The organism is Pulveribacter sp. (assembly GCF_032079985.1).
In the GTDB taxonomy this organism is placed as follows: Bacteria; Pseudomonadota; Gammaproteobacteria; order Burkholderiales; family Burkholderiaceae_C; genus Melaminivora.
Genome location: NZ_DAMATK010000002.1, coordinates 1,017,395 through 1,036,503, shown reverse-complemented (window position 1 = coordinate 1,036,503; position 19,109 = coordinate 1,017,395). Strand labels below are relative to the sequence as shown.

The following is a 19,109-nucleotide window of genomic DNA, read 5'->3' as shown; positions in this document are numbered from 1 at the left end:
GACCTGATGCTGAATGTTCAGGGAGTGGACTGGCCCTACCATGCGAAGGCCTATCTTGTGCTCAACAAACCGGCAGGTTTTGAATGCTCGCAAAAACCTTCCGCTCACCCCAGCATCTACACCCTTCTGCCAGCGCCTTTGCGCCAGCGACCCAACAAAAGCGCGATGGCGGGTGTGCAGGCTATCGGCAGACTTGATCAGGACACTACAGGGTTGCTCCTGCTCAGCGACGACGGTCAGTTCATCCACCGCATGAGCTCGCCCAAGAAACGCATGCCCAAGGTCTACCAAGTGACGACCAAGCATCCCGTGACCACGCAGCAGGTGGAACGCCTGCTCGCCGGGGTGGTGCTCGACGACGATCCCAAGCCTGTCAAGGCGGCCGATTGCGTGCAAACGGGCGAGTGCCGCATCGACCTTACGCTGACCGAGGGCAAGTACCACCAAGTCAAGCGCATGGTGGCTGCCGTAGGCAATCGCGTCGAAGGCCTGCACCGCTCGCAGATCGGAGCGCTGGAATTGCCGGCCGACTTGGTACCTGGCCAGTGGCGTTGGCTTGCCGCCGATGAGCTGCGCTTGCTGCAGGGATAAGCCTGTAGGTGTAAGCAGGCGTCAACCCGTGCATGCAACAGCGCGTTGACACACGCTCCAGCCTGCGGATTACGGAAAATGGTGACCTGTGCAGCAGCAGAACGGTGCGTCACTTTTCGGCACAGCACGGTAAACACCGGCAATCGTCGGCGGCTTCGACAACGAATGGGAACAGTGTGAAAAGCAACGGACGATGGATAGCTGCTCTGGCAATGAGCGCCTTGATGGCAGTGCCGAGTGGGGCGCATGCCGCTGACGAGCCGCCTGTCTTCGTGCTCAACTCGCTGCAAGCGGACGTCAGTGTGGTCGACCCCGTCACCTGGGCCGAGCGCGCGCGCATCGCCACCGGCAAGGAGCCCCACCACCTGTACCTGACGCCGGACGAAAAGTCCCTGATCATCGCCAACGCGCTGGGTGACAGCCTGACCTTCGTCGATCCTCGCACCGCCCAAGTGCAGCGTACGGTCAATGGCATCGTCGACCCGTACCACCTGCGCTTCTCACCCGACATGAAATGGCTGGTGACGGCCGCCAACCGCTTGAACCATGTGGACTTCTACCGCTGGGACGGCAGTGATCTGACCCTGGTCAAGCGCTTGGCTACCAGCCGCACGCCCAGCCATTTGTGGATCGACGCCCCCAGCCGCACCGTGTATTCCTCCATGCAGGACAGCGACGAGCTGGTGGCCATCGACATTCCCACGCAGACCATCCGCTGGCGCACGCCCACCGGCGCCATGCCGGCCGACGTCTATGGCCGCCCGGACGGCAAGCTGCTCTTCGTCGGCTTGACCGGCAGCGACAGCGTGGAAGTGTTCGACATCAGCGGGGCACAGCCGCGCAGCGTGCAGCGCATCCAAACCGGCAAGGGGGCGCATGCCTTCCGCGCGGCGGGCGACGGCCGCCACCTGTTCGTCAGCAACCGTGTGGCCAACACCATCAGCAAGATCGACATGCAGGATTTGCGCGTGGTGGACAGCTACCCCGCGCCCGGCGGGCCCGACTGCATGGACGTCTCTGCCGACGGCCGCTACCTGTACGTAAGTGCCCGCTGGGCACGCAAGCTGCTGGTGATCGACACGCAGCAGCGCAAGGTGGCGCACGAGGTGCGGGTGGGCAAGTCGCCCCACGGGGTGTGGACGCTCAGGCATGCGCAGCGCTAAAACCCATGGGCCTCTGCTGCGTAGCAGTGCTGCTCTGGTATTGATAGCTGCCAGCGCTTTATCCACGGGCTCTATAGCCCAAAATGGCTGCAAGGGCGCGGTCTACCTCACCTTCGACACCGGCCACATGGGCATCGCGCCGCTGGTGGCTCAAGTGCTGGCGCGTCAGCAGGTGCGGGTGACCTTCTTTGCAGCCGATGAGCGCACCCAGGACGGTGGCAGCAGCCTGGACGAGCATTGGGCGCCGTGGTGGCGCGCCAGGGCGGCCGAGGGGCACGAGTTTGCCTCCCACACCCTGCACCACACCTATTGGCAGGCGGACGTCCGGCAGGGCGGCGCGACGGCTTTTCGCGTCAAGCCTTCGGCCGGTCCACGCGCCGGGCAGAGCTTCACCCTCACACCGGCCGCCTATTGCCAGCAGATCGAAGCAGCCGCGCAGCGCCTGCGGGTCATCACGGGCCGCGAGCCCCTGCCGCTGTACCGTGCGCCCGGCGGCAAGACCTCGCCCGCGCTGCTGGCCGCCGCCAAGCGCTGCGGCTACACCCACGTTGGCTGGTCCAGCGCCGGCTTCCTGGGTGATGAACTGCCCAGTGACAGCCACCCCCACCAGGCCTTGCTGGCGCGCAGCCTGCGCAGCATCGGAGACGGCGACATCCTGCTGGCCCACCTGGGCATCTGGTCGCGCAAAGACCCCTGGGCCCCGGCGGTCCTGGAGCCGCTGATCGAGGGGCTCAAGGCCCGCGGCCTGTGCTTTCGCACGCTGGCCGAGCACCCTGCCTACGCGCCGCTGCTGAGCGGCCCACGCCCATGACCGACGTGCTGACCTGGCTGGCGGGCGGCTTCGATGCCGCCCAGCAGTGGCTCTTTGAAGCGGCCATGCAGCCGCTGATGTTCGCCCTGGGCCTGGGCAATCTGCTGGAGGACGGCTACACCGCCACCGGCTGGCTGCTGGTGGGTGTGCTGGAATTGGCCATCATGCTGGCGGTGATCGCGCCGCTGGAGCGATGGCGCCCCGTGGAGCCAGTGCATGACCGTGCCGCGGTGCGCACCGACATGGCCTACAGCCTCATTCACCGCCTGGGCCTGTTTCGTGTGGCACTGTTTTTCACCGTGCAGCCGCTGTGGGACGACCTCTTCGGCGCGCTGCGCGTGCAGGGCTGGCACGGCCTGCAGTTGGACGCGCTCTGGCCCGGCGTGACCGACCGCCCCATCGTCAGCCTGCTGCTGTACCTGCTGGTGTTCGACTTCGTCGACTACTGCATCCACCGCGCCCAGCACCGCTTCGGCTGGTGGTGGCGGCTGCATTCGCTGCACCACTCGCAGCGCCAGATGACGCTGTGGAGCGACAGCCGCAACCACCTGCTGGACGACCTGCTGCGCTCCATCATCATCGTGCTGGTGGCCCAGGCCATCGGCGTGGCCCCGGGGCAGTTCGTGGCCATCGTGGCGCTCACGCAGTTGAGCGAAAACCTGCACCACGCCAACCTGCGAACCGGCTTTGGCCGGCTGGGTGATCGGCTGTGGGTCAGCCCGTGCTTTCACCGGCGCCACCACGCCATCGGCATTGGCGAGCCGGCGCAGGGGCCGCGCCGCAACGTCTTCGGCGGCTGCAACTTCGGCGTGCTGCTGCCCTGGTGGGACATGCTGCTGGGCACGGCGGACTTCGCCCGGCGCTACGACCCCACGGGCGTGCGCGACCAGGTCGAGCCTGGCCGTGACGGCCGGGTGCGGGACTACGGGCGCGGCCTGTGGCAGCAGCAGTGGCTCGGGCTGCGACGCCTGTTCGGTGCCGGCTGACGCAGGCATAGCCAAAGCGGGCGCTATGCTTGCCGCCATGGGCCCGCTCATTGATTCCTTCTGGCGCGCCGCGGCGGGCTGCCTGTCGCCGCGCGTCATCCTGCTGTCGCTGCTGCCGCTGGCGGTGATCGCTCTGGTGGCGGCCGGCAGTGGCTGGCTGCTGTGGAGCAGTGCCGTGGCCTGGGTGCAATCGGTGCTGGAGAGCACGCATTGGCTCGCCTCCCTGTGGGGCTGGCTCGGCCACGTGGGGGTGGGCGACCTGCCCGTGGCGCTGGCGCCGCTGCTGGTGGTGATGGGCGCCACGCCGGTCATCGTCATCGTCTGCGTGCTGGCCGTGGCTGCCCTCATGACGCCGGCATTGGTGCGCCTAGTGGCCGAGCGGCGCTTTCCCCAGCTGCAGCGCAGGCATGGCGCCTCGTTGCTGGGCAGCCTGGTGTGGGCCACCGGCAGCACCATTGCCGCACTGGCGGCGCTGATCGCGTCCATACCGTTGTGGCTGATACCGCCCCTGGTGCTGGTGCTCCCGCCGCTCATCTGGGGCTGGCTGAACTACCGCATCATGGCCTTCGACGCCCTGGCCGAGCACGCCAGCCGGCCGGAGCGCCAGCTCCTGCTGCGCCGCCACCGCTGGCAGCTGCTGGCGATTGGCGTGGTCTGCGGCTTTCTGGGCGCGGCGCCCGGGGTGGTGTGGATCTCGGGCGTGGTCTTCGCCGCGGCCTTCCTCATTCTGGTGCCGGTGGCCATCTGGATCTACACCCTGGTTTTCGCCTTTTCCTCGCTGTGGTTCACCCACTACTGCCTAGCCGCGCTGCAGCGGCTGCGCAGCGAAGAGGCAGCTTCCGAACCCTCAACCCCATGACACCTCCAGCCTTCGGCCTGATCATCGTCGGCGACGAAATCCTCTCGGGCAAACGCGCCGACAAGCACTTGCCCAAGGTCATCGAACTGCTGGCCGCGCGCGGCCTGGGCCTGGCCTGGGCCACGTGCGTGGGCGACGACCCGCCGCGCCTGACGGCCCTGCTGGCCCAGGCCTTCGCGTCGGCAGACGTGGTGTTTTGCTGCGGCGGCATTGGCGCCACGCCGGACGACCACACCCGCCAGTGCGCCGCCGCGGCGCTGGGTGTGGCGCTGCAACCTCATGCCGGCGCGCAGGCGCTGATCCGCGAGCGCATGCAGGACATGGCGCGCGAGCAGGGTCAGCCCTTCGAGCCCGAACGCCCCGACAACCTGCAGCGCCTGCAGATGGGCGTGCTGCCGGCGGGCGCGCGCCTCATCCCCAACCCCTACAACAAGATCCCGGGCTTCTCGTGCGACGGGCCCGGCGGCGGCGCGGTGCACTTCGTGCCGGGCTTTCCCGTCATGGCCTGGCCGATGCTGGAGTGGGTGCTGGACGGCAGTTATGCCCAGTGGTTCGGCCGGGCACCGCAGACCGAGCACTCCGTGGTGCTCTACGGCGCGATGGAGTCGGCTCTGACGCCGCTGATGGAGCGCATCGAGGCCGCCCACCCCGGCATCAAGGTGTTCAGTCTGCCCAGCGTGGACCATCCCGTGCACGGTCGCCACATCGAGCTGGGCGTGAAGGGCGACGCCGCCCTGGTGCCCGCGGCCTGGCAGGCGCTACAGGCGGCTTTGCACCAATTTGGTGCAGCCCTGGGCCCTGAACTGGTGCGCCGGCGCTGATCCGCACCCCGGTTTGGCGCAGGCCAGCGGCACAATGGCAGGTTGTCGCCCCTGGCACGCAAAATGCAAATACCGTTTCGACATCCCCCTGGATGAGCCGTTCAACCCTGGAGAACCCTGATGGCAAAGACCGTTGCTGACGTGATGAACATGGTGGAGGAGAACGAAGTCAAGTTCGTGGACTTCCGCTTCACCGACACCCGTGGCAAGGAGCAGCACGTCACCGTGCCCGTATCCCATTTCGACGAAGACAAATTCAACCATGGCCACGCCTTCGACGGCTCGTCCATGGCCGGCTGGAAGGGCATCGAGGCCTCGGACATGCAACTCATGCCCGATGCGAACACGGCCAACATCGACCCGTTCTTTGAGGAAACGACACTGATCCTGCAGTGCGACGTGGTCGAGCCCGGCGACGGCAAGGCCTATGACCGCGATCCGCGCTCCATCGCCAAGCGTGCCGAGGCTTACCTGAAGGCCTCCGGCCTGGGCGACACAGCCTATTTCGGTCCGGAGCCTGAGTTCTTCGTGTTCGACGGCGTGCGCTGGAGCAACGAGCCCGGCCGCACCTTCTTCGAGATCGAAGAATACGAGGCGCCGTGGAACACCGGCACCAAGCTTGAAGGCGGCAACCGCGGCCACCGTCCGACGACCAAGGGCGGCTACTTCCCCGTGCCCCCCGTGGACAGCACGCACGACATGCGCGCCGAGATGGTGCTGATCCTGGAGCAGATGGGCATCCCCGTCGAGGTGTTCCACCACGAGGTGGCCGGCGCCGGCCAAAACGAGATCGGCACCCGGTTTTCCACCCTGGTGCAGCGTGCCGACTGGACGCAGACCATGAAGTACGTCATCTGGAACGTGGCCAACGCCTACGGCAAGACGGCCACCTTCATGCCCAAGCCCTACGCCGGCGACAACGGCTCGGGCATGCACGTGCACCAGTCCATCTGGAAGGATGGCAAGAACCTGTTCGCCGGCGACGGCTACGCCGGCCTGTCGGACTTTGCGCTGTACTACATCGGGGGCATCATCAAGCACGCTCGCGCGCTCAACGCCATCACCAACCCCGGCACCAACAGCTACAAGCGACTAGTGCCCGGCTTCGAGGCGCCGGTCAAGCTGGCCTACAGCTCGCGCAACCGCTCGGCCTCCATCCGCATCCCCTACGTGGCCAACCCCAAGGGCCGGCGCATCGAGGCGCGCTTCCCCGATCCGCTGATGAACCCCTACCTGGGCTTTGCGGCGCTGATGATGGCCGGCTTGGACGGCGTGGAAAACAAGATCCACCCGGGTGAGGCCGCCACCAAGGACCTGTACCACCTGCCGCCCGAAGAGGACAAGCTGGTGCCCACCGTCTGCCACAGCCTGGACCAGGCGCTGGAAGCGCTGGACAAGGGCCGCGCCTTCCTGACCAAGGGCGGCGTGTTCTCCGATGGCATGCTGGACGCCTACATCGAACTCAAGATGGCCGAGGTGCAGCGCTTCCGCATGGCGCCCCATCCGGTCGAGTACGACATGTACTACTCGCTATAAGGCGGTTTTTTGCGGCGGAATGTGATTAGGGGATACTCGCCCGCAACGTGCCCGTGCCCTCCATTTGGTGGCACGGGCCCAGCGAGGACCACTCTTTCCATGAAGCACACCCTGATCCTGATGACCCTGGCCTGTGCGGCGCTGACGCCCGCCTGGGCCCAGGACCGCATCTACCGCTGCGGCAACGAATACACCAACAACGCCAGCCAGGCCAAGGAGCGCGGCTGCCGCCTGGTGGAGGGCGGCAACGTCACCGTGCTGCAGGGGTCGCGCCCGGCCTCGGCCGCCGCGCCCGCCGCAGCGCCCTCGGGCGGCGCGGCCGCGGCGTCGCCGGCCAATGCGCCGCGCGTCAACGCCGCCGACCAGCGCGCTCGCGACTCGGACGCCCGCGCCATCCTGGAGTCCGAACTGCGCAAGGCCGAGGCGCGGCTGGCCGAACTGCGCACCGAATACAACGACGGCTCGCCCCAGCGCACGGCGCTGGAGCTGCGCAACCCGCAGGGCTACATCGAGCGCACGGCCGAGCTGAAAGCCTCGGTGACACGCGCCGAAGCCGACGTGGCCGGCATCAAGCGCGAACTGGCGCGCCTGAACAAATAGCCGGCAGCGCCGGCAGGGGCAGGGCACCATCGCGCAGCAGCCAAACACCCCCGCCCCGGCGCAGGTCCGCGCCGCCGAACCCTACCAGCCGCTGGACTGGGTGCGCACCCTGGTCGCCGTGCTGGCGCCGGACGGCACCACCCTTTTCGTCAACGCCGCGCTGGAAGACGCCCTGGGGCTGTCGCGCCGCGCGCTGCGCGGGGCCGACTTCTGCCCGCTGCTGGCCGACCCCGCGCCGCTGCGCCAGGCCCTGGCCGGCGTGCGCGCGCAGGATTTTGCCGCGCTGCACTTCACCGTCGAACTGCATGGCGCGCGCGGCCAGCTGCTGCCCGTGCAGGCCACAGCCAGCCTGCACGAGCCCACGGGCGGCGTGCTGCTGGAGCTGTGGCCGTTGTACGCCCAGGCCCGGCACGAGCGCGAGGAGCAGCTGCGCGCACAGGGCGAGACGCACAAGGAGCTGATCCGCAACCTGGCGCACGAGATCCGCAACCCGCTGGGCGGCATCCGCGGCGCAGCCCAGCTGCTGGAGCTGGAGCTGCCCGCCCCCGCCCTGGCCGACTACACCCGCGTCATCATTCGCGAGGCCGACCGCCTGCAATCTCTGGTGGACCGTCTGCTGGAGCCACACCGCCATCCCCAGCACATGGCCGACGTGAACATTCACGAAGTCTGCGAGCACGTGCGCGACCTGGTGCTGGCCGAGCACCCGCGCGGCCTGGAGGTGGTGCGCGACTACGATGCCTCCATCCCCGAGCTGCGCGGCGACCGCGACCAGCTGGTGCAGGTCGTGTTGAACATCGTGCGCAACGCCGCGCAGGCGCTGCAGGCGCGCATTGCGGCTGGCGACGCCCGCATCGAGCTGCGCACCCGCGTGGCGCGCCAGCTCACCCTGGGGCGCCAGCGCCACCGGCTGGCGCTGCTGCTGGACGTGGTGGACAACGGGCCCGGCGTGCCGCCTCATCTGCAGGAACGCATCTTCGTGCCCCTGGTCACTGGCCGCGCCGAGGGCACGGGCCTGGGGCTGACGCTGGCCCAGGCCTTCGTGCAGCGCCACGGCGGCATCATCGAATGCGAAAGCCGGCCCGGCTGCACGCGCTTCGGCGTGGTGCTGCCGCTGGCCACTTCTTCATAAACACACCTCCACACCTCCTCAAGAAAAGCCATGGCGCCTGTCTGGATCGTGGATGACGACCCCTCCATCCGCTTCGTGCTGGAGCGCGCGCTGGCGCGCGAAGGGCTGGACACGCGCAGCTTCGAGGCCGCCGCCGATGTCCTGGCCGCGCTGGACGACGCGGCCGGGCAGTTGCCGCGGGTGCTGCTAACCGACATCCGCATGCCCGGCATGAGCGGACTGGAGCTGCTGGCCCGGCTGCGCGAGCGCCAGAGCGGCCTGCCGGTCATCGTGATGACGGCGTATTCGGACCTGGACAGTGCCGTGGCCGTGTTCCAGGGCGGCGCCTTCGAATATCTGCCCAAGCCCTTCGACGTGACGCACGCCGTGGCCCTGGTGCGCCGTGCGTTGCACGAGCGTGCGGCCACGCTGCCGCCCGAGCCGGCGCAGTCTGCCGCGCCCGAGATGCTGGGCCAGGCCCCGGCCATGCAGGAGGTGTTCCGCGCCATCGGCCGGCTGTCGCAGAGCACGGCCACCGTGCTCGTGACAGGCGAATCGGGTACCGGCAAGGAACTCGTGGCGCGCGCCCTGCACCGGCATTCGCCCGTGGCGGCGGGGCCGTTCGTGGCCATCAACACCGCCGCCATTCCGCGCGAGCTGCTGGAGAGCGAACTGTTCGGCCACGAGCGCGGCGCCTTCACCGGCGCGGCAACCCAGCGGCGCGGGCACTTCGAGCAGGCCGAGGGTGGCACGCTGTTCCTCGACGAGATCGGCGACATGCCGCTGGAGCTGCAGACGCGGCTGCTGCGCGTGCTCTCGGACGGCCAGTTCTACCGCGTGGGCGGACACAGCGCCGTGCGCGCGCGGGTGCGCATCGTCGCCGCCACGCACCAGGACCTGGAGCAGCGCGTGCGCGCCGGCACCTTCCGCGAAGACCTGCTGCACCGCCTGAACGTGATTCGCCTGCAGCTGCCGCCGCTGCGCGAGCGGCGCGAGGACATTCCGGCGCTGGCGCGCCACTTCCTGGCGCACAGCGCGCGCCAGCTGGGCGTGGCGCCCAAGCAGCTGCAGCCCGACGCCCTGGCCCGGCTGGAACGCTTCGACTTTCCCGGCAATGTGCGCCAGCTGCAAAACGTCTGCCACTGGCTGGCCGTCATGGCGCCGGCCCAGCGCATCGCTGCCGCCGATCTGCCGCCCCAGCTGCTGCAGCCGGCGGCCAGTAGCGCCCCCGATGGCTGGGAGCAGGCCCTGGCAGCTGAGGCCGTGCAGCGCATGCGGGACGGCCAGACGCAGGTGTGGGACCAGCTGGCGCGCCGCTTCGAGTCGGCACTGATCGGCGCCGCCCTGTCGCTGACCCAGGGCCGGCGGGCCGAGGCGGCGCAGCGCCTGGGCGTGGGTCGCAACACGCTGGCGCGCAAGCTGCGGCCGGCGGGCGAAGACGAGAACGACGACACGCAGGACTAAGCAAGCCGAAAAGGGCTCCAGCCCTTGTCTGGCAAGCGCTGGCAGCTATCAATAGATGAGCTAAACGTATGCGCCTGGCTTACCGCTTGCGACAGCAGGCGTCCTACAACCCGCCGATCCGCCTGCTGACCCGACCGCCGCAACCCGGCTTTGACAATGAATTTCATTGTTCAACCAACCGGAGTCAAACACATGTCGGATTTCAAGGATGCCAACCGCGACCCCCTGACCAATGAGCCGGGTGCCCACCCCGTGGGGACCGGCGTGGGCGCCGCCGGAGGCGCCGTTGCCGGCGCTGCGGCGGGCTCGTTCGGTGGGCCCATCGGCGCGGCAGTGGGCGGCGTGGCCGGCGCCATCGTCGGCGGCCTGGCTGGCAAGGCTGCGGCCGAGTCGGTGAACCCCACGGCCGAGGACGCCTACTGGCGCGAAAGCTACGAACGCGAGCCCTACTACCAGGCTGGCCGCACCTATGACGAGTACCGCCCCGCCTATGAGCTGGGCTGGAGCTCGGCAGGCCGCTACGAAGGCGACTTCGCCGCCGTCGAACCCGAGCTGTCCCGTGACTGGGGCACGCGCCGCGGCACCAGCTCGCTGGAATGGGAGCACGCCCGCCCGGCCACACAGGCCGCCTGGGAGCGCGCCCGCCGCAACGTGGCCACCGGTGCCACCACCATGCCCATCACCGGCAACAACCCCAACACGCCCGTCACCGACACCGTGAGCAACGATGACGTGGTGGACGTGCTGGACGACCTGCTGGAGTGCAGCCGCGATGGTGAATATGGCTTTCGCACCTCCGCCGAGCGGGCCGACAGCCCTGAGCTCAAGCAGATCCTGCAGCGCCACGCCAGCGAGTGCGCCAGCGCCGCGGCCGAGCTGGAGCGCGAGATCCGTGCCCGCGGCGGCGAGCCGTCCTCGGGCGGCACGGTCAGCGGCGCGCTGCACCGCGGCTGGGTGTCGGTCAAGACGGCGCTCAGCACCAATGACGACAAGGCCGTGCTGAACGAGTGCGAGCGCGGCGAGGACGCCGCCGTGGCCCGCTACCGCAAGGCCCTGAAGGCCACGCTGCCGGCCGACGTGCGCGCGCTGGTGGAGCGCCAGGCCCAGGGCGTGCAGCGCAACCACGACGAGGTGAAGGCCCTGCGCGACCGTTATCAGGCTGCTTCGTAAGCGCCTGCTACAGCGCCAAAGCGCTGAAGCGCCCATGATAAAACCAGCCCCGACGGGGCTGGTTTTTCTGCGCCTGGGGGGAGTTGAGGCCGTCAGCCGCCCAGCGTCGCCACCACCGGGGCATGGTCGCTGGGCTGCTTGTTCTTGCGCGGCGCGCGGTCCACGTGGCAGGCCGTCACCTGCGGGCGCAGGGCGTCGCTGACGAGGATGTGGTCGATGCGCAGGCCACGGTTCTTCTGAAAGCCCAGCATGCGGTAGTCCCACCAGGAAAAGGTCTTGTCCGGCTGCTCGAACAGGCGGAAGGCGTCCGTCAGGCCCAACTCCAGCAGCGCGCGGAAATGGGCGCGCTCTTCCTCCGTGTGGTGGATGGTGCCGGCCAGGCCCACCGGGTCGAAGGAGTCGCGGTCTTCCGGCGCGATGTTGAAGTCGCCCACCAGCGCCAAGCGGGGGTGCTGTGCCAGTTCGCCTTGCAGCCAGGCGCGCAGCGCGTCCAGCCAGCCCATCTTGTAGGTGAACTTGTCGCTGTCCGGCGCCTGCCCGTTCACGAAGTAGCCGTTGACCAGGCGCAGCGGCCCGCCGGGCAGGTCCAGCGTGGCGGCGATCACGCGCGCCTGCTCGTCGTCGTGCCCGGGGATGTTGCGCACCACGTCGCGCAGCGGCGCGCGGCTGACGATGGCCACGCCGTTGTATGTCCGCTGGCCGAAGCTGACGGCCTGGTAGCCCAGGGCGTTGAAGGCCTCGTGCGGGAATTTTTCGTCCACCAGCTTGAGCTCCTGCAGGGCGAGCGCATCCACGGGGTTGGCCTGCAGCCATTCCAGCACCTGGGGCAGGCGCACGGACAGGGAGTTGACGTTCCAGGTGGCGATTCTTTGCATGTTTTTGGCCTCTAGCCCTTGCTGATCAAGCGCTGGCAGCTATCAAAAAAAGAGTGCTTCAGGTGCCGCGGCGCTGGTAGCGCACGAAGCTGAAAGGCAGGCCCTGGGCGCTGACGTGCCGGCTGCGAGCGGCCTCCAGCCAGTCGCTGCCCAGCGGCTGCACGAAGGTGTCGCCGCCAAAGTCGCGCTCGATCTCGGTGGCCTCCACCCGGCTGGCCAGGGGCAGCGCCAGGTCGAACAACTGGGCGCCGCCGATGACCCAGGCGGTGGGCGCGCCCTCGCGCCGGGCCATGTCCAGCGCCTCGTCCAGGCTGGCCGCGCGCCGCGCGCCGTCGGCTTGCCAGTCGCCCTGGCGCGTGACGACGATGTTGGCGCGCCCGGGCAGGGGACGAAAGCGCGGGGGCAGCGAGTCCCAGGTCTTGCGGCCCATGATGACCGGGCCGCCCTGGGTCAGCGCCTTGAAGTGCGCCAGGTCTTCGGGCAGGTGCCAGGGCATGGTGCCGCCCTGGCCGATGGCGCCGTTGGCGGCGCGGGCGTAGATGAGGGCGATTTCCATGGTGTCAGACGGCCACCGGCGCCCTGATGGCCGGGTGGTGTTCGTAGCCCAAGATCTCGAAGTCGTCGTACTCGTATTCGAAGACCGACGCCGGTCGGCGCTTGATGTGCAGCTGCGGGAACGGGTAGGGCGTGCGCGCCAGCTGGGTGCGCACCTGCTCGACGTGGTTGTCGTAGATGTGGCAGTCGCCGCCGGTCCAGATGAAGTCGCCCACCTCCAAATCGCACTGCTGCGCCACCATGTGCGTCAGCAGCGCGTAGCTGGCGATGTTGAAGGGCACGCCCAGGAAGATGTCGGCGCTGCGCTGGTACAGCTGGCACGACAGCCGCCCCTCGGCCACATAGAACTGGAACAGCGCGTGGCAGGGCATCAGGGCCATCTGGTCCAGCTCGGCCACGTTCCAGGCGCTGACGATGATGCGGCGCGAGTCGGGGTTGGCCTTGAGGGTGTCGATGACCTGGGCGATCTGGTCGATGTGGCCGCCGCCCGGCGTCGGCCAGCTGCGCCACTGCACGCCGTAGACGGGGCCCAGCTCGCCGTCCGCGCGCGCCCACTCGTCCCAGATGGTCACGCCGCGCTCCTGCAGCCAGCGCACGTTGCTGTCTCCGCGCAAAAACCACAGCAGCTCCAGCGCGATGCTCTTCCAGTGCACCTTCTTGGTGGTGACGAGCGGAAAGCCCTCGCGCAGGTCGAAACGCATCTGGTGGCCGAAGACGCTGCGCGTGCCGGTGCCGGTGCGGTCGCCCTTGGGACAACCGTGCTCGAACACGTGGCGCATGAAGTCTTCGTACTGGGTGCGGACGGGGGGGCTGGTCATGGGGATGGGGCAGCGGGACGATGTCCCGCAGGAATAATGGTCAAAAACGGCTCTAACCCTTGTTGGAAAAGCGCTAACAGCTATTCTTTCAATAGCACGCAGCCCGGGTTCATGATGCCCTGCGGGTCCAGCGCCTGCTTGATGGCCCGCATCATGCCCAGCGCCACGGGTGACTTGTAGCGCACCAGCGTCCCGGCCTTGAGCGCGCCCACGCCGTGCTCGGCGGAGAACGAGCCGCCGTGCGCCGCCACGGCGTCGTAGACCAGCGCGTTGACGCGCGGCTCCTGCTCGCGCAGAAAGGCGGCGGCGTCACCGCCCTCGGGCGCCTGCACGTTGTAGTGCAGGTTGCCGTCGCCCAGGTGGCCGAAGGTGACCAGGCGCGCGCCCGGCACCTCGCGCGCCAGCAGCGCATCGGTGTGCGCGACGAACTCAGGGATGCGCGAGGCGGCCACGGAGATGTCGTGCTTGATGTTCAGCCCCTCCTGCGCCTGGGCCAGGGGGATGCTCTCGCGCACGTGCCACAGCTCGCGTGCCTGGGCGATGCTTTCGGCCACCACGGCGTCCAGCACGCAGCCGTCCTCGAAGGCCAGCTCCATCAGGTGCTCAAAGCGCGCGCGGGCGTGCTCCTCCGACTCGCTGTCGCTGTTTTCCAGCAGCACGCACCAGGGCGCGCCCTCCAGGCCGGCGAACGGCACGCGCAGCTGCGGCATATGCCGCACCACCAGCGACAGGGCGAACTGCCCCATGGCCTCGAAGCCCGTCAACCCGGCGCCCAGGTGGCGGTGCGCCAGGCCCAGCAGCTGCACGGCGGCCTGCATGGACGGCACGGCTGCCCAGGCGGTGAGCCGCGCCACCGGCTGCGCGTGCAGCTTGAGCGTGGCGGCGGTGATGATGCCCAGCGTGCCTTCGCTGCCAACCAGCAGGTCGCGCAGGTCGTAGCCGGTGTTGTCTTTCCTCAGGCCCGACAGCCCGTCCCACACCTCGCCCTGGGGCGTGACCACCTCCAGGCCCAGGCACAGCTCGCGCGCATTGCCATAGCGCAGCACCTGCGTGCCGCCGGCGTTGGTGGCCAGGTTGCCGCCGATGGTGCAGCTGCCCTCGGCCGCCAGCGACAGCGGAAACAGCAGGCCCGCCTGGGCGGCGGCCTGCTGCACCGATTGCAGGACGCAGCCGGCCTCCACCGTCATGCTGAGGTTGTCCGCGTCGATGCCGCGCACCCGGTTCATGCGCGCCAGGCTCAGCACCACCTGGGTGCCGCTGGCGTCCGGCGTGCTGCCCACCGACAGGCCGGTGTTGCCGCCCTGCGGGACGATCGATGTGCCGGCGGCGGCGCAGGCGCGCACCACGGCAGCCACCTCGGCCGTGCTGGCCGGGCGCACCACGGCCAGCGCGCGGCCGCGCTGGCGCCGGCGCCAGTCCTGCTCATAGGCCGCCAGGTCGCCATCGGTCAGCACGTGGGCGGCGCCGACGATCTGGCGCAGGGTGTCGAGCAGGGCAGCGGTCATGTCGTGGATTCCAGCAGAGAGGCCCTCAGGCGGCCAGGGCGGCGGCGCGCGCGGCGCGCTGGCGCAGCCGCACGTGCAGCGCGCAGGCAACGAAGAGCAGCAGGCACAGGCCCACCTCGGCCAGCGCCAGCCAGCGGCCGGGCGCGGCGTCGCTCCAGGCGCGCACCACGCCTTCGGTGAAGTACAGCCACACCAGCAGGCTGACCCAGCGGTAGGTGTACATGCGCCGCTTGAGCAGCCCGGCCAGCGGCAGGGCCAGCGGCAGGCACTTGAGCGCCAGCCACGAGCCGCCCGGGCGCAGCGGCGCCAGCCACAGCTCCCAGGCCAGGCTCAGCACGATCAGGCCCAGCAGGCTGGCCACGGCCAGCCAGCGGGTGGCGGCCACGTCGGCGGCCGGCTGTGCGGGGGACAAAGGGGCGGACGCGGGCATGGGGCTGGCATCATATCGGCCATGCCGTTGACCCTACAGTCCGCCGTGCAGCGCCTGGAGGCATGGCTGCTGCAACTGTCGCAATTTCCCTGGCGCACCACCGCGCACACTCTGCGCGAGCGCTACCGCGAGGATCGTCTGGGCTTGACGGCCAGTAGCCTGACCTTCACCACGCTGCTGGCGCTGGTGCCCTTCATGACGGTGGCGCTGGCGGTGTTCACCGCGTTCCCCATCTTCGGCACCATGCAGCGCGGGCTGGAGCGCTGGCTGATGGACAGCCTGATCCCCGCCACCATCTCGCGCCAGGTGCTGGACTACATCACCCAGTTCGCCGCCCAGGCCAGCCGGCTGGGGGCGGTGGGCTTTTCCATCCTCACGTTGACGGCGCTGGCGCTGGTTTTGACCATCGACCGCACGCTCAACAACATCTGGCGCGTGCGCCGCCTGCGCCCGCTGGGCCAGCGGGTGCTGATCTACTGGGCCGTGCTGACGCTGGGCCCGCTGGTGCTGGGTGGCAGCCTGGCGCTGACCAGCGCCGTGGCCTCGGCCGCCTCGCGCGGCCTGGGCGAGGCCCTGCCCGGCGGGGCGCGGTTGCTGTTCGACGGCATCGAGTTCCTGGTGCTGACCAGCGGCATGGCGGCGCTCTACCACTATGTGCCCAACACGCACGTGCACTGGCGCCACGCCTGGGCCGGCGGGGTGTTCGTGGCGGCGGGCATCTCGCTGGCCAAGAACGTGCTGGTGCTGTACCTGGCCTCGGTGCCCACTTATTCGGTGCTGTACGGCACCTTTGCCACGCTGCCCATCCTGCTGCTGTGGATCTACGTGGCCTGGGTGGTGGTGCTGCTGGGCGCGGTGGTGGCCGCCTACCTGCCCAGCCTGCTGGCCGGCGTGGCGCGCCCCGTGGGCGGGCAGGGCTGGCTGTTCCAGTTGGCGGTGGAGGTGCTGCAGCAGCTGCACGCCGCGCGCCAGGAGCCGGACCACGGCCTGACGGCCGTGCAGCTGGCCTGGCGGCTGCGCGTGGACGTGCTGCACCTCGAACCCGTGCTGGACGCGCTCACCGCGCTGGACTGGGTGGCGCGCATCAGCGAGGCCGCGGCCAACGAGTCGGATGCGGTGGACGCGCGCTACGTGCTGCTGGCCCCGCCGGCCGAGACGGCCATGCAGCCGCTGGTGCAGCGCCTGCTGCTGGCACGCACCGAGCCGCTGGAGCGTTTTTGGCACCACACCGGCATGGAGATGCTGACCCTGGCCGATGTGCTGCAGCGCCCCGAGGCCATGCGCCCGCCGCCGTCCATGCTGCTCAAGCCATAGCCCGTTTCGGGGGGCGTGTCGCCTGCGGCGCCCGGTCGGGATGGATCGCCTGGCCGTAGCCCATCGGCGCGGCCGTGCAAGGGCTTCAACCCTGCCGGCCCAGTGCCTGCGCCGCCGCGGCGCCGTGCAGCACGGCGCCCTCCAGCGTCGCCGGGTAGGGCCCGGCGACATAGTCCGCGCAGCACAGCAGGCCCTGCGCCACCTGCAGCGGCGGGCGCTGCAGGCCGGGGCTGCAGACAAAGGTGGCCCGCTTTTCCACCACGGTCTGCACGAGGCGCAGGCCGGGCAGGGCCATGTCCTGCGCGGCTTGGGCCAGCACGGCGGATTCCAGCGCGGCGCGTTCCCCCTGGTGGGCGCTGATGACGAAGGCCAGCAGCCCGGCCGGCCCCCCCAACTGGCCGCGGTCGAAAGCGAACTGCGCCGGGCGTCCGGGCCCGGCGCGCAGCGCCAGCATGGGCGAGGCCAGCAGCGGGCCGGACGCGCCGGGCTGCTCGGCATAGACGGTGGCAATCGCGCCGAAGGCCAGCTGGCGCGCCAGCGTGGCCCAGCGCTGCAGCGCGGCGTGCTCGTGTGCGAAGGCGCTGGCGTCCCCCACCAGGCGCGCGGCCTCGGTGCTGCTGGTGGCCAGCAACACGGCGTCGAAAGGCTCGCCATCGACCCACCAGCCCGGGCTGCTCGCGTCGCGCTGCAGCGCCTGCACGCGCCGGCCGGTGTGCACGGCGTGGCCGCGCGCGCGCAGCCAGGCGGCGGCGGGCTCGGGCAGCAGGGCGCCCAGGTCGGTGCGCGGCAGCAGCAGGTGCGAGCCCCCGCGCCCGGCGAACAGGCTGTCTCGCACCACGCGCAGAAAGGTCTGGCCACAAGCTTGCTGCGCCGGTGTGTTCAGCGCCGACACGCACAGCGGATCGATGAATTCCTGCACCAGCCGCTGCGGCAGGCCGATGCACAAATCGGCCACGCTGTGCCCGGGCGGGCAGGAAAAGCCGGCCAGCTGCCAGCGCGCCGCGCGCCGCAGCAGGCCCAGGCGCTCGCCCAGGCTCCAGCCGCGCGCGCGGGCGATGCCGGCCAGCGCGTCCCAGGGCGGGGCAGCGTCGGGCAGGGCGATGCCGCTGCCGTCGGGAAAGCGCAGCGCCAGCGGCATGCGCAGCAGCGCCGCGCCCGTGTTCACCCCCACCGTGCGCATCAGCGCCAGGCAGGCGGCGTAGGCGCCGATGAGGATGTGCTGGCCGTTGTCCAGCAGCACCTGGCTGCCGTCCGCCAGCGTGGCCGGCACGGCCCGCGCCCGCCCGCCCAGCGTGCGCGCGGCCTCCAGCACGGTGACCCGATGCCCGGCCTGCGCCGCATGCACGGCCGCGGCCATGCCGCCCCAGCCAGCGCCGATGACGGCGACCTTCATGCCGCTCCCAGCAGGTCGAAGGGATCATGTGCCCTGTGCGGCGGGCGCGTCTTTGCCAGCGGACGGCGCGCAAGGGCCGCCCCGCAGCGCTGCCGTCGTCCCCCCTCCCGCGCGCAGCGCGGACAAAGAGGGGGGAAGCGGCGCAGCCGCTCAGGGGGGTGCTTCACACCTTCAGGGGGGTGTGTCACAGCTTGCCCAACGCCTGCACCTTCCACGCCAGCCACAGCTTGCGCAGCGGGGTGAGGCTGGTGCGCTGGTGCAGCACCTGAAAGCCGTCGGCCTCGATCTCGCGCAGCAGCGTGCGGTAGATGCTGGCCATCATCAGCCCGGGCTTTTGCGCGCGCCGGTCGGCCGCAGGAAGCAGGGCGAGGGCCTCGTCGTAGAGCTGGTGCGCGCGCTGCGCCTGAAAGCGCATCAGCGCCGTGAAGCGCTCGGAGTACTGGCGCTGCGTGATCTCGTGCGCCTTCACGTCGAACTGCTGCAGCTCGCTGATCGGCAGGTAGATGCGCCCGCGCAGGGCGTCCTCGCCCACGTCGCGGATGATGTTGGTGAGCTGGAAGGCCAGGCCCAGCTTGTGTGCGTACTGGGTGGTGGCGGCTTCGGTCTGGCCGAAGATGCGGGCCGCGACCTCGCCCACCACGCCGGCCACCAGGTGGCAGTAGCGCGCCAGGCCGGCAAAGTCCAGGTAGCGCGTCTGTGTCAGGTCCATGCGGCAGCCTTCGATAACGGCCTGCAGCTGCTCCTGGCGCAGGCCAAAGGGCTGGATGTGCGGGGCCAGCGCCAGCGTCACCGGGTGGGTGGGCGTGCCGGCGAAGGCCTTGGCGATCTCGCCGCTCCACCACGACAGCTTGGCGTCGGCCACGCCGGGGTCGGTGACCTCGTCCACCACGTCGTCCACCTCGCGGCAGAAGGCGTAGAACGCCGTGATGGCCGCGCGCCGCTCGCGCGGCAGGAAGAGAAAGGCGTAATAAAAGCTGCTGCCGGAGGCGGCAGCCTTTTGCTGGACGTACTGCTCGGGGGTCATGTGGGCGTGGATTGTCCCATGGCGGGGCGCAGCGCCGGCGGCCTTGCGATTAATGGCCAAAAAGGCCTCCAGCGCTTGTGGAA

The 19,109-nt window shown here is 69.8% G+C and carries 19 protein-coding genes; 12 read left to right on the top strand and 7 right to left on the bottom strand.

Annotated features, from left to right (window positions below; all coding sequences use genetic code 11):
* The 11 genes from RT282_RS11150 to RT282_RS11100 all read left to right on the top strand — a co-directional run.
* On the top strand, positions 1-591 hold a 591-nt coding region (locus tag RT282_RS11150), incomplete at its 5' end, for a 16S rRNA pseudouridine(516) synthase (protein WP_313313964.1).
* A 224-nt stretch (positions 592-815) separates the two neighbouring features.
* Positions 816-1,754, top strand: coding sequence for a beta-propeller fold lactonase family protein (locus tag RT282_RS11145; protein WP_313313962.1), 939 nt, complete (start codon positions 816-818; stop codon positions 1,752-1,754).
* On the top strand, positions 1,741-2,565 hold the full coding sequence (locus RT282_RS11140; protein WP_313313961.1) for a polysaccharide deacetylase family protein: 825 nt from the start codon (positions 1,741-1,743) through the stop codon (positions 2,563-2,565). Before RT282_RS11145 ends, RT282_RS11140 begins: the two co-directional genes overlap by 14 nt.
* Positions 2,562-3,551, top strand: coding sequence for a sterol desaturase family protein (locus RT282_RS11135; protein ID WP_313313959.1), 990 nt, complete (start codon positions 2,562-2,564; stop codon positions 3,549-3,551). The genes RT282_RS11140 and RT282_RS11135 overlap by 4 nt, the downstream gene beginning before the upstream one ends.
* Positions 3,552-3,576: 25 nt before the next feature.
* Positions 3,577-4,410, top strand: a complete 834-nt coding sequence (locus RT282_RS11130) for an EI24 domain-containing protein (protein WP_313313956.1) — start codon at positions 3,577-3,579, stop codon at positions 4,408-4,410.
* Entirely contained in the window at positions 4,407-5,231 is an 825-nt protein-coding gene (locus RT282_RS11125; RefSeq protein ID WP_313313954.1) for a molybdopterin-binding protein, read from the top strand. The genes RT282_RS11130 and RT282_RS11125 overlap by 4 nt, the downstream gene beginning before the upstream one ends.
* 120 nt (positions 5,232-5,351) lie before the next feature.
* Positions 5,352-6,767 (top strand): type I glutamate--ammonia ligase, encoded by a 1,416-nt coding sequence (gene glnA / locus RT282_RS11120; RefSeq protein ID WP_312306689.1) that lies wholly within the window; start codon positions 5,352-5,354, stop codon positions 6,765-6,767.
* Positions 6,768-6,866: 99 nt separating this feature from the next.
* Entirely contained in the window at positions 6,867-7,367 is a 501-nt protein-coding gene (locus RT282_RS11115) for a hypothetical protein (RefSeq protein ID WP_312306688.1), read from the top strand.
* A gap of 100 nt (positions 7,368-7,467) precedes the next feature.
* Positions 7,468-8,499 (top strand): nitrogen regulation protein NR(II), encoded by a 1,032-nt coding sequence (glnL, locus tag RT282_RS11110; RefSeq protein WP_409519472.1) that lies wholly within the window; start codon positions 7,468-7,470, stop codon positions 8,497-8,499.
* A gap of 30 nt (positions 8,500-8,529) precedes the next feature.
* The gene (gene ntrC / locus RT282_RS11105; RefSeq protein WP_313313950.1) at positions 8,530-9,942 is read left to right on the top strand and encodes a nitrogen regulation protein NR(I); all 1,413 of its coding nucleotides are present in this window, start codon (positions 8,530-8,532) and stop codon (positions 9,940-9,942) included.
* A 192-nt stretch (positions 9,943-10,134) separates the two neighbouring features.
* Positions 10,135-11,112, top strand: a complete 978-nt coding sequence (locus tag RT282_RS11100) for a PA2169 family four-helix-bundle protein (protein ID WP_313313948.1) — start codon at positions 10,135-10,137, stop codon at positions 11,110-11,112.
* A gap of 92 nt (positions 11,113-11,204) precedes the next feature.
* On the opposite strand, the gene RT282_RS11095 is transcribed toward RT282_RS11100, so the two are convergent.
* The 5 genes from RT282_RS11095 to RT282_RS11075 all read right to left on the bottom strand — a co-directional run bounded on the left by RT282_RS11095 (position 11,205) and on the right by RT282_RS11075 (position 15,295).
* A complete protein-coding gene (locus tag RT282_RS11095) occupies positions 11,205-11,987 on the bottom strand; it encodes an exodeoxyribonuclease III (RefSeq protein WP_312306684.1) in 783 nt (260 codons plus the stop codon).
* A gap of 58 nt (positions 11,988-12,045) precedes the next feature.
* The gene (locus tag RT282_RS11090; protein ID WP_313313946.1) at positions 12,046-12,543 is read right to left on the bottom strand and encodes a dihydrofolate reductase; all 498 of its coding nucleotides are present in this window, start codon (positions 12,541-12,543) and stop codon (positions 12,046-12,048) included.
* 4 nt (positions 12,544-12,547) lie between these two features.
* Positions 12,548-13,360 (bottom strand): thymidylate synthase, encoded by an 813-nt coding sequence (locus RT282_RS11085; RefSeq protein ID WP_313313944.1) that lies wholly within the window; start codon positions 13,358-13,360, stop codon positions 12,548-12,550.
* Between the two features lie 80 nt (positions 13,361-13,440).
* On the bottom strand, positions 13,441-14,865 hold the full coding sequence (locus RT282_RS11080; RefSeq protein WP_313313943.1) for an FAD-binding oxidoreductase: 1,425 nt from the start codon (positions 14,863-14,865) through the stop codon (positions 13,441-13,443).
* Positions 14,866-14,890: 25 nt separating this feature from the next.
* Positions 14,891-15,295, bottom strand: coding sequence for a DUF2069 domain-containing protein (locus RT282_RS11075; protein ID WP_312759245.1), 405 nt, complete (start codon positions 15,293-15,295; stop codon positions 14,891-14,893).
* Between the two features lie 21 nt (positions 15,296-15,316).
* On the opposite strand from RT282_RS11075, the gene RT282_RS11070 reads away from it, so the two are divergent.
* The gene (locus tag RT282_RS11070) at positions 15,317-16,609 is read left to right on the top strand and encodes a YihY family inner membrane protein (RefSeq protein ID WP_313313941.1); all 1,293 of its coding nucleotides are present in this window, start codon (positions 15,317-15,319) and stop codon (positions 16,607-16,609) included.
* Positions 16,610-16,694: 85 nt separating this feature from the next.
* On the opposite strand, the gene hpnE is transcribed toward RT282_RS11070, so the two are convergent.
* Entirely contained in the window at positions 16,695-18,002 is a 1,308-nt protein-coding gene (gene hpnE, locus RT282_RS11065) for a hydroxysqualene dehydroxylase HpnE (protein WP_313313940.1), read from the bottom strand.
* 184 nt (positions 18,003-18,186) lie between these two features.
* The gene (gene hpnD, locus RT282_RS11060) at positions 18,187-19,026 is read right to left on the bottom strand and encodes a presqualene diphosphate synthase HpnD (protein WP_313313938.1); all 840 of its coding nucleotides are present in this window, start codon (positions 19,024-19,026) and stop codon (positions 18,187-18,189) included.
* Positions 19,027-19,109: the final 83 nt, after the last annotated feature.

What these genes read in the sequence shown, in the direction of transcription:
- RT282_RS11145 (WP_313313962.1), top strand. Translation starts at nt 816, where the DNA reads ATGGCAGTGCCGAGTGGGGCGCATGCCGCTGACGAGCCGCCTGTCTTC.
- RT282_RS11140 (WP_313313961.1), top strand. Translation starts at nt 1,741, where the DNA reads ATGCGCAGCGCTAAAACCCATGGGCCTCTGCTGCGTAGCAGTGCTGCT.
- RT282_RS11135 (WP_313313959.1), top strand. Translation starts at nt 2,562, where the DNA reads ATGACCGACGTGCTGACCTGGCTGGCGGGCGGCTTCGATGCCGCCCAG.
- RT282_RS11130 (WP_313313956.1), top strand. Translation starts at nt 3,577, where the DNA reads ATGCTTGCCGCCATGGGCCCGCTCATTGATTCCTTCTGGCGCGCCGCG.
- RT282_RS11125 (WP_313313954.1), top strand. Translation starts at nt 4,407, where the DNA reads ATGACACCTCCAGCCTTCGGCCTGATCATCGTCGGCGACGAAATCCTC.
- glnA (WP_312306689.1), top strand. Translation starts at nt 5,352, where the DNA reads ATGGCAAAGACCGTTGCTGACGTGATGAACATGGTGGAGGAGAACGAA.
- RT282_RS11115 (WP_312306688.1), top strand. Translation starts at nt 6,867, where the DNA reads ATGAAGCACACCCTGATCCTGATGACCCTGGCCTGTGCGGCGCTGACG.
- ntrC (WP_313313950.1), top strand. Translation starts at nt 8,530, where the DNA reads ATGGCGCCTGTCTGGATCGTGGATGACGACCCCTCCATCCGCTTCGTG.
- RT282_RS11100 (WP_313313948.1), top strand. Translation starts at nt 10,135, where the DNA reads ATGTCGGATTTCAAGGATGCCAACCGCGACCCCCTGACCAATGAGCCG.
- RT282_RS11095 (WP_312306684.1), bottom strand. Translation starts at nt 11,987, where the DNA reads ATGCAAAGAATCGCCACCTGGAACGTCAACTCCCTGTCCGTGCGCCTG.
- RT282_RS11090 (WP_313313946.1), bottom strand. Translation starts at nt 12,543, where the DNA reads ATGGAAATCGCCCTCATCTACGCCCGCGCCGCCAACGGCGCCATCGGC.
- RT282_RS11085 (WP_313313944.1), bottom strand. Translation starts at nt 13,360, where the DNA reads ATGACCAGCCCCCCCGTCCGCACCCAGTACGAAGACTTCATGCGCCAC.
- RT282_RS11080 (WP_313313943.1), bottom strand. Translation starts at nt 14,865, where the DNA reads ATGACCGCTGCCCTGCTCGACACCCTGCGCCAGATCGTCGGCGCCGCC.
- RT282_RS11075 (WP_312759245.1), bottom strand. Translation starts at nt 15,295, where the DNA reads ATGCCCGCGTCCGCCCCTTTGTCCCCCGCACAGCCGGCCGCCGACGTG.
- RT282_RS11070 (WP_313313941.1), top strand. Translation starts at nt 15,317, where the DNA reads ATGCCGTTGACCCTACAGTCCGCCGTGCAGCGCCTGGAGGCATGGCTG.
- hpnE (WP_313313940.1), bottom strand. Translation starts at nt 18,002, where the DNA reads ATGAAGGTCGCCGTCATCGGCGCTGGCTGGGGCGGCATGGCCGCGGCC.
- hpnD (WP_313313938.1), bottom strand. Translation starts at nt 19,026, where the DNA reads ATGACCCCCGAGCAGTACGTCCAGCAAAAGGCTGCCGCCTCCGGCAGC.